General features: G+C 41.3%; 14 protein-coding genes and 2 tRNA genes. 14 read left to right on the forward strand and 2 right to left on the reverse strand.

The features are described from left to right. The first annotated feature begins 22 nt into the window (after nucleotides 1-22). Both ACFPIK_RS03085 and ACFPIK_RS03090 read left to right on the forward strand, forming a co-directional pair. Nucleotides 23-304, forward strand: coding sequence for a DUF1330 domain-containing protein (locus tag ACFPIK_RS03085; RefSeq protein WP_377912107.1), 282 nt, complete (start codon nucleotides 23-25; stop codon nucleotides 302-304). 139 nt (nucleotides 305-443) lie between these two features. Then, the gene (locus tag ACFPIK_RS03090; protein ID WP_377912109.1) at nucleotides 444-1,106 is read left to right on the forward strand and encodes a hypothetical protein; all 663 of its coding nucleotides are present in this window, start codon (nucleotides 444-446) and stop codon (nucleotides 1,104-1,106) included. 55 nt (nucleotides 1,107-1,161) lie between these two features. Here the strand turns inward: ACFPIK_RS03090 and ACFPIK_RS03095 are convergent, their stop codons facing one another. After that, nucleotides 1,162-2,790: a UxaA family hydrolase gene (locus tag ACFPIK_RS03095; RefSeq protein ID WP_377912111.1), complete on the reverse strand. Its 1,629-nt coding sequence runs from the start codon at nucleotides 2,788-2,790 to the stop codon at nucleotides 1,162-1,164. Between the two features lie 48 nt (nucleotides 2,791-2,838). Here ACFPIK_RS03095 and ACFPIK_RS03100 point away from each other — a divergent pair, with 48 nt between their 5' ends. The 10 genes from ACFPIK_RS03100 to ACFPIK_RS03145 all read left to right on the forward strand — a co-directional run bounded on the left by ACFPIK_RS03100 (nucleotide 2,839) and on the right by ACFPIK_RS03145 (nucleotide 11,132). Continuing rightward, nucleotides 2,839-3,831, forward strand: coding sequence for a sugar kinase (locus ACFPIK_RS03100; RefSeq protein ID WP_377912113.1), 993 nt, complete (start codon nucleotides 2,839-2,841; stop codon nucleotides 3,829-3,831). Beyond that, the gene (locus ACFPIK_RS03105) at nucleotides 3,831-4,499 is read left to right on the forward strand and encodes a beta/alpha barrel domain-containing protein (RefSeq protein ID WP_377912115.1); all 669 of its coding nucleotides are present in this window, start codon (nucleotides 3,831-3,833) and stop codon (nucleotides 4,497-4,499) included. The genes ACFPIK_RS03100 and ACFPIK_RS03105 overlap by 1 nt, the downstream gene beginning before the upstream one ends. Further along, complete coding sequence (locus ACFPIK_RS03110; RefSeq protein ID WP_377912117.1) at nucleotides 4,499-5,482, forward strand: TRAP transporter substrate-binding protein; 984 nt, start codon at nucleotides 4,499-4,501, stop codon at nucleotides 5,480-5,482. Before ACFPIK_RS03105 ends, ACFPIK_RS03110 begins: the two co-directional genes overlap by 1 nt. Further along, entirely contained in the window at nucleotides 5,482-5,955 is a 474-nt protein-coding gene (locus ACFPIK_RS03115) for a TRAP transporter small permease (protein ID WP_377912119.1), read from the forward strand. The genes ACFPIK_RS03110 and ACFPIK_RS03115 overlap by 1 nt, the downstream gene beginning before the upstream one ends. Before the next feature lie 2 nt (nucleotides 5,956-5,957). Beyond that, nucleotides 5,958-7,256, forward strand: a complete 1,299-nt coding sequence (locus tag ACFPIK_RS03120; RefSeq protein WP_377912121.1) for a TRAP transporter large permease — start codon at nucleotides 5,958-5,960, stop codon at nucleotides 7,254-7,256. Nucleotides 7,257-7,539: 283 nt separating this feature from the next. Next, nucleotides 7,540-7,872 carry an arsenosugar biosynthesis-associated peroxidase-like protein gene (locus tag ACFPIK_RS03125; RefSeq protein WP_377912123.1) on the forward strand — a complete coding sequence of 111 codons (333 nt, stop codon included), beginning with the start codon at nucleotides 7,540-7,542 and terminating at the stop codon, nucleotides 7,870-7,872. 40 nt (nucleotides 7,873-7,912) lie between these two features. Further along, nucleotides 7,913-8,968, forward strand: a complete 1,056-nt coding sequence (gene arsS, locus ACFPIK_RS03130) for an arsenosugar biosynthesis radical SAM (seleno)protein ArsS (RefSeq protein WP_377912125.1) — start codon at nucleotides 7,913-7,915, stop codon at nucleotides 8,966-8,968. Then, a complete protein-coding gene (locus tag ACFPIK_RS03135) occupies nucleotides 8,965-9,588 on the forward strand; it encodes a TIGR04282 family arsenosugar biosynthesis glycosyltransferase (RefSeq protein WP_377912127.1) in 624 nt (207 codons plus the stop codon). The genes arsS and ACFPIK_RS03135 overlap by 4 nt, the downstream gene beginning before the upstream one ends. After that, on the forward strand, nucleotides 9,560-10,531 hold the full coding sequence (gene arsM, locus ACFPIK_RS03140) for an arsenosugar biosynthesis arsenite methyltransferase ArsM (protein ID WP_377912129.1): 972 nt from the start codon (nucleotides 9,560-9,562) through the stop codon (nucleotides 10,529-10,531). Before ACFPIK_RS03135 ends, arsM begins: the two co-directional genes overlap by 29 nt. Then, entirely contained in the window at nucleotides 10,512-11,132 is a 621-nt protein-coding gene (locus tag ACFPIK_RS03145) for a DUF6134 family protein (RefSeq protein ID WP_377912131.1), read from the forward strand. Before arsM ends, ACFPIK_RS03145 begins: the two co-directional genes overlap by 20 nt. A gap of 83 nt (nucleotides 11,133-11,215) precedes the next feature. Here ACFPIK_RS03145 and gap read toward each other — a convergent pair whose 3' ends face one another. After that, on the reverse strand, nucleotides 11,216-12,229 hold the full coding sequence (gap, locus tag ACFPIK_RS03150; RefSeq protein WP_377912133.1) for a type I glyceraldehyde-3-phosphate dehydrogenase: 1,014 nt from the start codon (nucleotides 12,227-12,229) through the stop codon (nucleotides 11,216-11,218). Between the two features lie 184 nt (nucleotides 12,230-12,413). Between gap and ACFPIK_RS03155 the strand changes: the two genes are divergently transcribed. Beyond that, nucleotides 12,414-12,485, forward strand: a tRNA-Glu gene (locus tag ACFPIK_RS03155). Nucleotides 12,486-12,538: 53 nt separating this feature from the next. Then, nucleotides 12,539-12,610 (forward strand) — tRNA-Glu (locus tag ACFPIK_RS03160). Nucleotides 12,611-12,731 lie beyond the last annotated feature (121 nt).

Consider the following 12,731-nt stretch of genomic DNA (forward strand, 5'->3'; position numbering starts at 1 on the left):
GGGCTTTCAAACCTTAAAGATTATGTCCGCCTTTATTTTAGGAGAAGTAGATATCCATAATATGGAAGTTTATGAAGATTACAAAAAATTAACTCCTGGGAGTCTGGAACCATTCGGGGGGAAGTTTGTCATTCGAGGATTACCCATTGAAGCATTGGAAGGAGAGTGGAAACATGACCGCTTGGTTTTATTGGAATTTCCCAATAGAGAAAAAGCCTTGGAATGGTACAATTCTGAAACTTACCAAGAGGCTAAGAAAATTCGAAAAAAAGCCTCTTCTGCCAACTTTTTTATTGTAGGTTGATGCATTTGGCATTTTTATTGGTATGAACTACAAAAAAAATGTTTTGAGGAGATTTGAAACTAATTTTTCAAAACAGTTTTTTTCTCGGAAATGTTAAAATAATGTCAAAAAAGATCAATCACCTAAATCAAAAAGTACTATGAAAAAGAATTACTTAAAATTAACAGGCTTGAGTTTGGCAATTGCCTTGCTCATTTCATCCTGTATGCCAGAGGGTGAAACACCCATGACTAGTGAAGCTGCTAAGCTAGCAAATGAAGTTGCTGATGCTGGTAGTCAAGAAGGGGGTTTTGAGAATTTGAGGAAATCTCCGAATGGTGTTGCCTATCAGGAGAAATTTACAAATTCTATTGGATTTGTACCCGCTGAGGGATTTAATCCAGATCTTAAGTTGCCAGCATTTTATCCAGGAACTGGAGTTGGGAATGCGACCTATATGGGAAAGGCTTATTCATTCATTAATCAGAGAGCTGAATTTGGGCCACAGGGTCCCGTTACCGTAGGTGCACCTGTTACTATGTTCTTTGCAGAACAGTTAGCTAATGAGTTTGGATTGACAAATATTCCTGATGAAGTGAGTTCTCTTACTACTGATGGTAAGGGAAATACCATTTACTTTAAAAATATTTTGAATGTAACCTCTCCAGTATCTGAGACAAGGATAAATTTTACAGCAGATGTCGAAATTATTGGAGGTACAGGAAAATTTGAAACTGCCTCAGGAATGGGTAAAGTAGTTGGTTTTTTTAATCCTGGAAATGGTGCTGGAGAAACCACATTAAGAGCAACAATAGTATTCTAATCACCCCTTTTAATTAAAAAAGAGCGGCCTTGAGTTCAAGTGCCGCTCTTTTATTTTATAGGGATACCCCTCTCTTCCAAGGGATAAAATCAAAGTTTCTTTTTTCCTCAGCTTTGGTTTGTATCCTTCCGCTTGCCACATCTATGATGTAATTCATCAGTTTATCTCCGGCTGATTCGATGGTATCTTCTCCAGTGATTACTGTACCCGTGTTAAAATCAATAATATCAGGCATTTTGGTGGCCATTTTAGTATTAGTTGATATCTTGATGACAGGGCTGATTGGATTCCCGGTAGGTGTTCCCAGTCCGGTAGTGAATAAAATGACATTAGCTCCGCTTCCTGCCAGTCCAGTGGTACTTTCCACATCATTACCAGGTGTACATAGCAAATTCAAACCAGGGGTTTTCACATATTCTGTATAGTCCAAAACATCCGAAATAGGAGCTGTTCCTCCTTTTTTGGCGGCACCACAAGACTTGATGGCATCAGTTAGCAAGCCATCTTTAATATTCCCCGGACTAGGATTCATGTCAAAACCACTTCCTACTCGCTTGGCAGCATCGTTATACGCTTCCATCAAGTGTACAAACTTCTCTGCGAGGCCAGGTGTCTCGCATCGATTGATCAAGGTTTGCTCTGCACCGCAGAGTTCCGGGAATTCTGATAGTATAGCGATCCCTCCCAAGGCAACAATTAAATCAGAAACCCTTCCTAATGTAGGATTGGCAGAGATTCCTGAAAAACCATCCGAACCTCCACATTCAAGGCCAATGACGAGTTTGCTCAAGGGTACAGGTTCTCTTTTGCATTTATTCGCCTCAATCAACCCCTCAAATGTTTCCTGAATTGCTTTAGAAATCAGAGCCTCAGTGGTACCTTCCTGCTGCTGTTCACAAATGACCAAGGGTTTTTGGCAGTTGAGTTGGGCCAGTTTTTCTTTTAGTATACTTACTTGAGCGTTTTGGCATCCTAGACTCAAGATGGTGGCGCCGGCAACATTCGGGTGGTGGATATAACCTGCCAATAAAGCACACAGTGCCTCGGCATCACTTCGCGTACCTCCACAACCCATGGAATGGGTCAGAAACCGAATTCCGTCGAGGTTTTCGAAGATTTTCGAGCCGGTTTTCGAGTGATTTTGCGAAACCGTTTCCGTAAATTTTTCGGTTTTTAGCCCCGAAATGAGGTTTTTGATCTGGATTTCATAAGGATTCGGTTGGGAAAAACCAAGTGCATTTTCAAAAGCCTCCTGGAGTAATTTTACATTGGTGTTTTCACAAAAAACCATAGGTAAAACCAACCAATAATTGGCTGTTCCTACCTGATTATCAGCTCTTTTATAGCCTAAAAAAGTCTTGTCTTTCCAAGCTTCAATAGCTGGTGAATTCCATTCAAAATTACCTGCTGTAAGTTCGTATTCACGAGTTTTATGCTTGATATTGGCAAGAGTGATGGCATACCCTGTAGGGATAGCCTGGGTAGCTTCTCCGACGACTGTACCATACATTAATATGTCCTCGCCCTTTGAAAAATCACGTAAGGCGAACTTGTGTTTGGCGGGTACAAATTCCTGAATATCAAGTTCAAATGAATTGGTTTTGACTTTTTCTCCTGGCTTAAGGTCAGTGAGTGCGACACCGACATTGTCCAATGGATCTAAAAGTAGGGAAGTGTTGTGCATCGTTTTTATTCCTTATTTTGGTCAAATTAGAGAAAAAAATATTCTTCCATGAAGAAAATTGTCACTATCGGTGAAGTCATGCTGAGACTTTCACCACCCGGAAATCAGCGTTTCTTCCAGACCCATTCCTTTGATGTGGAATTTGGAGGATCAGAAGCCAATGTCGGAGCTGCATTAGCTTATTGGGGGATGCACGTCGCTCATATCACTGCTTTTCCTGATCACGAGATCGGTTGGGCAGCGGCAGGTCAGCTTCGAAAAAATGGAATCGATACGCGATTCATTCCTCATATTCCCGGTAGAATGGGTGTCTATTACTTGGAGCAAGGTGCAATGCAACGGAGCTCGCAAGTAATCTACGATCGGGCTGGTTCTGCCTTTGCAAATTTTGACGGAAGTAAACTGGATTGGGATTCGATTTTGGATGGAGTAGATTGGGTGCATTGGTCTGGTATTACGCCGGCACTTTCCCAGCATTGTGCAGACTTAACTTTGACAGCCCTAAAAAAAGCTAACGAAAAAGGCATCAAAGTAAGTGGAGATCTCAATTACCGGAGCAATCTCTGGCAATTTGGAAAGGCTCCTCATGAAATTATGCCTGCTTTGATGGAACTCACTCACGTGATCATAGCAGGGACAAGAGACTTCAAGCAATGTCTCAATGAGGATTACAAGAGCTTTACTGAAGTAAGGAATATGGCTTTTGATCGGTATCCTAAGCTGGAATATATCGTGAAGACAGACAGAATCTCACACAGTTCATCAAATAACACCATCTCGGCCTCTCTTTACAGCAAAAAAAAGACATACTCCTCCAGATCCTATGAGTTGACCCACATTGTGGATCGGGTAGGTACTGGAGATGCTTTTGGTGGTGGATTGATCTACGGCCTGCTCCACCTGGGACCAAAAGATGCCATAGAGTTTGCTATGGCAGCCGGTGCTATCAAGCACAGTGTACCCGGTGATATTCTGCTTTGTTCTCTTCAAGAAGTTCAAGAATTGGCTGCCGGTGAAGGTGGCGGAAAAATCAAGCGATAATGAGAAACCCAACTCCCTTTATTAAGCGCATGCATGCCGGTGGTATGATGCCAATTTTCTTTCATCCTGATGAGCAAGTTTGTCTGGATCTACTTTATTCTGCCTATGAAGGAGGAGTGAGGGTAATCGAAATGGTCAATCGTGGCAAGGAAGCCAAATCAATATTTCCAAAAATAAGGGAAGCGGCCGACCGTATGCCAGGATTATATTTGGGTGCAGGCACAATTTATCATCCACATGAAGCGGAGGAGTTCATTGATATGGGTGCTGAATTTATTGTAGCGCCTGTGATGAATCCAAAATTGGGAGAATATTGTGCTAGGGTAGAAGTGCCATGGATCCCCGGATGCGGAACCGTTTCCGAAGTTTTTTTCGCGCAGGAACTTGGTTCTGAGCTAGTAAAGATCTATCCTGCTAACATTCTGACACCTGAGTTTGTCCCTGCAGTCCACGCAGTGATGCCAAAAATTGAAATCATCCCAACGGGTGGGGTAGAACCCACTGAAAAAAGCATGAAATCTTGGTTTGATGCCGGAGTGCTCTGTGTGGGTATGGGTTCTCAATTATTCAGAAAGGACCTGATTGCAAAAGGGGCCTTTTTGGAAATTCAGGAATCTGTCAAGAATGCTATGAACATTATCGCCTCTCTAAGAGACAATAGACCCTAATGAAATACAACCGATTCCTTCTCTTTGGATTGCTTCTTCTCTTTGGATATGGAGGCTGTCAGTCCGACTCCCGCATAAAAGTCATCAAAATGGGCCATGCTCAGGTGACGGCTCACCCAGTTCACAATGCCATGGTTTTTCTAGCCAAAAAGCTAGAAGAGAAATCCAAAGGTAGGATTAGAGTAAAAGTTTATCCCAATCAACAGTTGGGTACTGAACGCGAGCTTTTGGAGCTTTTACAGATAGGAAGCCTTGGTATGACCAAAGTTTCTGCGGCATCTCTCGAAGCTTTTTCTCCTGAGATCAGTGTTTTAGGGTTGCCTTTTCTTTTTAGAGATGATGACCATATTTCAAAAGTGTTAAATGGTGAAATAGGGACTGAGCTATTGCTGAGCTCCGAAAAATTTTGGCTTCGGGGTTTATGCTTTTATGATGCTGGAAAAAGAAGTTTCTACAGCAAAGCTAAACCTATTGAAACACCTGCTGACTTGACTGGGCTAAAAGTCAGAGTACAGGAATCAAAAATGGCGATCAATATGATCCGAAGTATGGGAGGTTCTCCGACTCCCGTTGCTTACGGGGAATTATACACTGCCTTGCAACAGGGAATTGTAGATGCCGCAGAAAATAACCTTCCGAGCTTTTACAATTCACGTCACTATGAGGTATGTAAATACCTCTCTATTGATGAGCATACGGCTATTCCCGATGTGGTTTTGGTAAGCACAGTGGTTTGGGATCAGTTGAGTCCAGAGGAACAACAATGGATGCAGGAAGCTGCAGATGAGTCTGCCATTTATCAATCCGAGCTATGGAAAGCTTCTGTGGAAGAATCCATGAGGGAAGTACAAAAGGCTGGTGTTCAAATTAGTTATCCTTCCAAAGAGCCATTCCAAACTCAAGTACAATCTGTTTATGAGTTGGTGACCAAAGAGAATCCGCAATTAGGTCAACTCATCCAACGAATTCAAAACACAAAGTGATGATATTGAAAGAGAAATTAGATCAATTTATCCGGGTTCTCATCGCTGTATTGATGGGATTGATGGTTATTAATGTGACCTGGCAGGTTTTTTCTCGTTACGTCATGGGAGATCCAAGCTCTTTCACAGATGAGCTTTCCAGGTATAGCATGATATGGTTGGGATTGGCAGGGGCAGCATATGTTTCCGGTAAAAATGGTCACTTAGCTATTGATATATTGCCAGAAAAACTGAAGGGTAAAAAGCTTCTTTACCTTCAATTATTTATCCATTCAATGGTGATTTTTTTTGGTGCAGTGATTATGGTTTGGGGAGGCGGTAACTTGGTATACATCACTCAGATTTTGCAACAGAAATCAGCTACACTTCAGATACCCTTGTCGTGGGTTTATGGCATCGTACCAGTTTCAGGATTGCTGGTCGTGTATTACCACATTTTCCATATCGTACAACTTATTAAAAATCAGGAATAATCATGGAGTGGATTGGTATTTTGATCTTGGTACTCAGCTTTGTGACCCTGTTGGTCTTAGGAGTACCCGTGGCTTGGAGTTTAGGACTTTCAAGCTTTTTCACCTTGATTATTACGGTAGCAGCCCTGCCTTCAGCGACTACTATTGCCCAACGGTTGGCTACTGGTTTAGATAGCTTTTCTCTTTTGGCGATCCCCTTTTTCGTATTGGCAGGAGAGATTATGAATAAAGGTGGAATAGCCAATCGATTAATTGATTTTGCAAAAGGACTTACAGGAAGATTACCGGGAGGTCTATTGTATGTGAATGTAATTGCCTCTATGCTGTTTGGTGCAATTGCAGGTTCTGCTGCTGCTGCTGCTTCTGCATTAGGAAGTATTTTGGGAAAGCGAATGGATGAGGAGGGCTATCCAAAAACCCTAGGGGCTGCGGTTAACATTACATCTTCCACCACTGGATTGATCATCCCTCCATCCAATGTTCTGATTATTTATTCTTTAGCCAGTGGTGGGGTCTCTATTGCGGCATTGTTTGTAGCTGGGTACTTACCGGGTATTCTGTTAGGTTTGGTTCTGATGGCCTGTGCTGCCATTTTTATCAAGAAAAATAATTTGCCTGCCGGTGAGCGCGTCACCTTGAGCTTCTTAGGTAAGTCCTTCTGGAGAGCAGTACCGAGTTTATTCTTATTGTTTGTGGTAATTGGAGGTATTGTCGCAGGTGTTTTCACTGCTACTGAAGCTTCTGCAATTGCTGTCGTGTATACCTTGGTTTTATCCTTTGCTTACAGGGAACTAAAATGGAGTGAGCTTCCGGGAATTTTGGTTAGATCATCTGAAACTACAGCTGTGGTTCTCTTATTGATCGGTACGTCCATGAGTATGTCCTGGGTAATGTCAGCAGAGGATATCCCGCAGAAGATCAGTGAGTTTATGCTCAATGTCAGTGATAACAAATGGGTGATTCTCATTTTGATCAATATTATTTTACTTATTGTAGGAGTATTTATGGATATAACGCCTGCAGTGTTGATTTTTACACCAATCTTCCTGCCTGTAGTTACCAAGGTTGGAGTCGATCCCGTTCATTTTGGGATAATGATGGTGGTCAACCTCTGTATTGGCCTTTGCACTCCCCCGGTAGGTTCTTTATTATTTGTAGGAGTTTCTATCGCAAAAATTTCACTTACCCAAGTCATTAAGCCACTTCTGCCATTCTTCCTTGCTATGATTATTGCCTTGGCTTTAATCATGCTTTTTCCTGAAATCACTTTGTTCTTGCCGAGGTTATTTGACCTCCTCTAATCATGCAAAAAGGGTCGCTGACAGCGACCCTTTTTTATTTCCCCTCATTTTAAAATTGAGTTGTGCTTGGAGTCCCATTCTTTTTCATGAAATCGCTGCAGTTAATTCAATGCTTCCTTGAAAGGTTTTGACTAATTTCTTCAGCTTAAAAAATGTCCTTGGATTCTAGAGCTTTAGCTATTGTTAGAATACTTTTTGAAACAACTTACATGAATAGGTTTTTTGGAGTATATGCATTCTGTATTTTCAAAATTGCTAAAACATCAATCCATATCCATTTATAATGAAAACCTACTACAATCCGGAAGACCTCAAGAAATTTGGTAAAATCACAGATCTTCAAAAGCCAATGGGAGATAAGTTTTTTACTTATTATGCTGAAGTCTTTAAAGAGGGAGCACTCACAGCTAGAGAAAAATCCCTTATTGCTCTAGCTGTTGCTCATGCTATCCAATGCCCTTATTGCATTGATGCTTACACGACAGATACCTTGGAAAAAGGCTGTGATGAAGAGCAAATGATGGAAGCTGTTCACGTAGCTGCGGCCATTCGCGGTGGTGCTTCTTTGGTTCATGCGACACAGATGATGAATAAGATCAATGAAATCTCCATGTAAGCGGTTTGTTTAAAGTCCCTCAAATTCAAAAAACCAAAAAGTGAAAACATTAAAAGCACAGCAACATGCTTTGGCCAACCCGGATGAGGAGCTTCACATATTGGAAACAGAGCTACCTTCTGGCTTTGCCAGCTTTAGCCAGCGTCTAGAGCAAGTTGGACTGTTTCCATTAATGCCTACAGGATTGGAGATTTTTCAAATGAATTTGGGAAAAATGTGCAATCAGGTATGTAAGCATTGTCATGTTGATGCAGGACCAGATCGCAAGGAAATCATGACCAAGGAGACCATGATGCAATGTCTCGAAATCATTGCAGTTGAGAAAAGTATTCACACTGTGGACCTTACAGGTGGTGCGCCTGAAATGAATTCGGAGTTTCGATGGCTGGTTTCCGAAATAAGGAAGGTCAGACCCGAGGTCAAAATTATTGTGCGATGTAACCTTACAATCATATTGGCAAACCCAAGATTTCACGATTTACCAGAGTTTTTCAAGGAAAACAGGGTAGAGGTGGTATCCTCTTTGCCTTACTTTACCGCACTCAAGACGGATGCACAGCGTGGCCAAGGTGTTTTTGAAAAGTCGATCGAAGCTTTGAAAATGCTTAATTCTGTGGGTTATGGAAATGATCATACTGATTTGATTATCAATTTAGTATATAATCCTTCAGGTGCGTTTTTACCTGGCTCACAAAATGAATTAGAAGCGGAGTTTAAAAAGAAACTCTGGGAAAGATATCAGATCAGATTCAATTCCTTATTTACGATTACCAATCTTCCCATTTCCAGATTTTTGGAATATCTGCTGAGGTCAGGTAATTATGAAAATTACATGGAAAAGCTCATTTCAGCTTTTAATCCTGTGGCTGCAGAAGGAGTAATGTGCCGGAATACCTTATCCATTGGTTGGGATGGTTACCTGTTTGATTGTGACTTTAACCAAATGCTTAATCTGAAGGTAGAGGTTAAAAATCATCAACACATATCGAATTGGAATTCCTCTGCCGTTTCCCAAAGAGCGATTGTAGTAAACAACCATTGCTTCGGATGTACTGCCGGGGCAGGTTCAAGCTGCGGAGGAGCTACGGCTGGATGAGTCAAGAGGCGCTTATTATTTTTCAGAAAAACCCAATCAAAGGCCTGGTTAAAACCCGGCTTGCATCTACAGTTGGAGATGAGTTGGCTTTGTCGATTTATACATTTCTTTTGAGGAAGACTTTCGAAGAAGTAGAACAGATTCCTCAAGAGAAAATGGTTTTTTTTTCCGACTTCATCCCAGGAAATAATCCTAATCCAAATCATTCTCTTTATCTCCAGGAAGGTGTGGATTTAGGAGAAAAAATGAAGAATGCTTTTCAAAAGATCTTTTCCATGGGGTTTCAAAAAGCAGTAATTATCGGGACAGATTGTCCTGAATTGACCCATGAATTTTTGAATCAGGCCTTCAATCTTTTGAACCAATCTGATTTGGTGATTGGTCCTGCAGCAGATGGAGGGTATTACCTACTTGGAATGAAGTCAGCGCATTCTTGTTTATTTCAGGGAATCAAATGGAGCACTTCACAGGTCTTTTCCCGAACTTTGGAACAAGCTAATCACCATAATCTTACTTTCAGTTTGCTTCCCAAACTCCACGATATAGATGAGGAAGAAGATTGGATGAGGTTTATTACCCAAAACCCTATCTATGGAAAATTACCTGGATACCACCATTGATGTCTACAAACAGGCAGCATTAAAGCCAGATGTAGGCCTTTGCTGTACCACCACACCTATTTGGCAATTACCGGATCTCAGCATTCCTAAAATCATGCAAGAGATGAATTATGGCTGTGGCAGCACTGTACACCCGAGAGATTTGGTCAATCAACCCAAAATTCTCTATGTAGGTGTGGGGGGCGGCATGGAAGTATTGCAGTTTGCCTATTTCTCCAGACAAATAAATGGGGTGATCGGTGTGGATGTCGTGGATGAAATGTTAGAGGCTTGTGATAAAAATCTCTCTTTAGCGGAACAATCCAATCATTGGTTTAAGCGAGAGTATGTTTCCCTAAAAAAAGGAAATGCGCTTTCGCTTCCTGTTGAAAATAATTCGATTGATGTGGCTGCGCAAAATTGCCTCTTCAATATTTTCACACCTGAGGATTTGAAGAGAGCACTTAAGGAAATGTATCGGGTACTAAAACCACATGGTAGACTTGTTCTCAGTGACCCGATCACCCAAAACCCAATGCCTGAAAATCTCAAAAAAGACGAGCGTTTGAGGGCACTTTGCCTTAGTGGTTCGCTCGCGATGCAGGACTATCTTAAGTTGATTACAGATGCAGGGTTTGGCACCGTGGAAGTACGTGCTAAGCGTCCCTATCGAATCTTAGCACCGGGACATTATAATACTCCTGAACTTATCTTTTTGGATTCCATAGAGGTATGCGCGATCAAAGATCCAATGCCGGAAGATGGCCCTTGCATTTTTACAGGCAAAACAGCCATCTACTTCGGAGATCAGGAATATTTCGATGATCATAAAGGTCATGTTTTGTTAAATAATCAGCCTTTAGCCGTGTGTGATAAGACGGCATCGGTCCTTAGCTCTTTGGAGAGAAAAGATATATATATTTCAGAATCAACCTTTTTTTACGATGGAGGAGGTTGCTGTTAAATTGAAAAAGATTACTTTATTTCTAGTCTTGGTTCTGTTTTTTTCGCAAAAAGGATCTGCCCAGACTGCTGAGTCTGCCAAGTATGAAATTGTCGTTTTGGGAATGAAAATCGGAAATATGGTGGCCCAAAAAGTGAGTCATTCTGACTCTTTGCTATATAAAGTGGACAGTCAAGTGAAATTTTGGTTTTTTGGAAATGTTGAATTGAAATTCAACACCCGGTCTCACTTTCTGGGAGGTAAACTGGTCAAGGCTAGATCTGACTCCAAAACCAATAGAGGGGATTTTTCTTCCAAAATTGATTGGAAGGGTAATCACTATGCTGTCAATGCTGCCTCTTATGAATATGAGAACGAAAGGCCTTTAAAAGGTCCGTATGCATGGAGTAGTGCTAAAATGTTTTTTCATGAACCAACCGATCGTGAGATTTTCCTATCAGAGGTTTATGGAGTGACTGGGCCAATTAAGAAAATTGGACCCGGAGCTTATGAGATTACGGTTGATGGAAATACAAACCGCTATTATTATGAAGGGGGTAAATTGGAAAAAATTATCCTCGAAAACGCAATTAAAAATTACCAGGTGAGGCTGATAAAATAAATTCGTGAGATGGGTTAATCACTGTTTATAGTTTGATAATAACCCATTTAATCCCCTCTTTCATATAAAAAGTCCAGCTGGCTTTACTTTTTGAAAAGCTTAACAGTCAAATCAACAAGTCGGTTGGCATAGCCGGATTCATTATCATACCATCCTACTACTTTAACCATTGATCCTTTTGAGGAGGTAAGTGCCTCATCGATGATACAAGAATGAGGATTTCCTATGATGTCCATCGAAACTATCGGATCTGATTCCACTTGGAGATATCCTTTTAAGCTCTCATTTTCTGCCTTTTTAAATGCAGAATTTACCTCCTCTACACTCACTTCTTTTCCCAATTCTACAATCAAGTCAGTCAAGGAGCCGTCTGGTACCGGGACCCTCATAGCTGATGCTTCAATCTTTCCTGACAACTCGGGAAGTACCCGATCCAAGGCCTTTCCAGCATTAGTTGTGGTAGGAATGATGGAATAAGCTGCAGCCCTAGCTCTTCTCAAATCCCGATGGGGTGCATCATGAAGGTTTTGATCATTGGTATAGGAGTGGACCGTCGAGGCAAATCCTTTGATCACCCCAAAATGCTGGTCTAATACCTGAATCATGGGTGCAAGGCAATTGGTAGTACAGGAAGCGTTGGAAACGATTTGCTCGGTTCCATCTAAATGATGGTCATTTACCCCCATCACGACCATCGGTATGGAATCCTCTTGAGAAGGTGCTGAGATGATGACTTTTTTGGCACCTGCTATGAGATGCATGTTGGCGCCCTCTCTATGTGTAAATCTTCCGGTGCATTCGATCACCACGTCTATATTGAGTTTTTTCCATGGCAATTCCTTCGGGTCTGATTTAGAAAGTAGGTTGATCTCATGATTGTTAACTCTAAGTTTGTCTGATACCAAGCTTATGTCAGATTCATATTTTCCATGAACCGAATCATATTTGAGCAAATGAGCAATGGCTGATCTATCTGCCAAATCATTTATTGCCACCAAGTTGAGCTGTGGATGAGTAAGCATAAGTTTGGCGGTGTATCGGCCTATTCTGCCAAATCCATTGATGGCTACTCGGATGATTTGAGGAGTGGTACTCATGAGGGCGATGTGTTTGGGCGAAATTAGATAAAAGCAAGAATACCTTTTCAAGTAAAATTTTAACCCTTTGGTTCAGCTTTTTAGGTATAATACCAAAGAAATATTTGTGGCCACTTTGGGATTATAAATCCAACCCTCTATATTTGCACAACCTTTTGAAAAAGCACGTTTTTCAGGTCAAAATGGTCCGTTCGTCTAGGGGTTAGGACGTATCCCTTTCACGGATAAAACACGGGTTCGATTCCCGTACGGACTACTAAATAGCTGATTAATAACAACTTAATTGGTTTTTGACATTTTTATTTTCATGGTCCGTTCGTCTAGGGGTTAGGACGTATCCCTTTCACGGATAAAACACGGGTTCGATTCCCGTACGGACTACAAGTTAGTTTGTCGATTAAAAAAAATTGACTTTACTAATTTTTGTTTTATGGTTGTTAGTGGTTAAAGTGAACAAAATCCCGGCCTTTGGTCGGGATTTTTGTTTTTTAGTCGATTTATA

Origin of the sequence: Algoriphagus aquatilis, from assembly GCF_042657405.1 — a bacterium.
GTDB classification, from domain to species: domain Bacteria; phylum Bacteroidota; class Bacteroidia; order Cytophagales; family Cyclobacteriaceae; genus Algoriphagus; species Algoriphagus aquatilis.

Coding starts and splice junctions, on each gene's coding strand:
- ACFPIK_RS03145 (WP_377912131.1), top strand. CDS start 10,512: ATGGAGGAGGTTGCTGTTAAATTGAAAAAGATTACTTTATTTCTAGTC.
- ACFPIK_RS03090 (WP_377912109.1), top strand. CDS start 444: ATGAAAAAGAATTACTTAAAATTAACAGGCTTGAGTTTGGCAATTGCC.
- ACFPIK_RS03115 (WP_377912119.1), top strand. CDS start 5,482: ATGATATTGAAAGAGAAATTAGATCAATTTATCCGGGTTCTCATCGCT.
- ACFPIK_RS03085 (WP_377912107.1), top strand. CDS start 23: ATGTCCGCCTTTATTTTAGGAGAAGTAGATATCCATAATATGGAAGTT.
- ACFPIK_RS03095 (WP_377912111.1), bottom strand. CDS start 2,790: ATGCACAACACTTCCCTACTTTTAGATCCATTGGACAATGTCGGTGTC.
- ACFPIK_RS03135 (WP_377912127.1), top strand. CDS start 8,965: ATGAGTCAAGAGGCGCTTATTATTTTTCAGAAAAACCCAATCAAAGGC.
- gap (WP_377912133.1), bottom strand. CDS start 12,229: ATGAGTACCACTCCTCAAATCATCCGAGTAGCCATCAATGGATTTGGC.
- arsM (WP_377912129.1), top strand. CDS start 9,560: ATGGAAAATTACCTGGATACCACCATTGATGTCTACAAACAGGCAGCA.
- ACFPIK_RS03120 (WP_377912121.1), top strand. CDS start 5,958: ATGGAGTGGATTGGTATTTTGATCTTGGTACTCAGCTTTGTGACCCTG.
- ACFPIK_RS03100 (WP_377912113.1), top strand. CDS start 2,839: ATGAAGAAAATTGTCACTATCGGTGAAGTCATGCTGAGACTTTCACCA.
- ACFPIK_RS03125 (WP_377912123.1), top strand. CDS start 7,540: ATGAAAACCTACTACAATCCGGAAGACCTCAAGAAATTTGGTAAAATC.
- ACFPIK_RS03110 (WP_377912117.1), top strand. CDS start 4,499: ATGAAATACAACCGATTCCTTCTCTTTGGATTGCTTCTTCTCTTTGGA.
- ACFPIK_RS03105 (WP_377912115.1), top strand. CDS start 3,831: ATGAGAAACCCAACTCCCTTTATTAAGCGCATGCATGCCGGTGGTATG.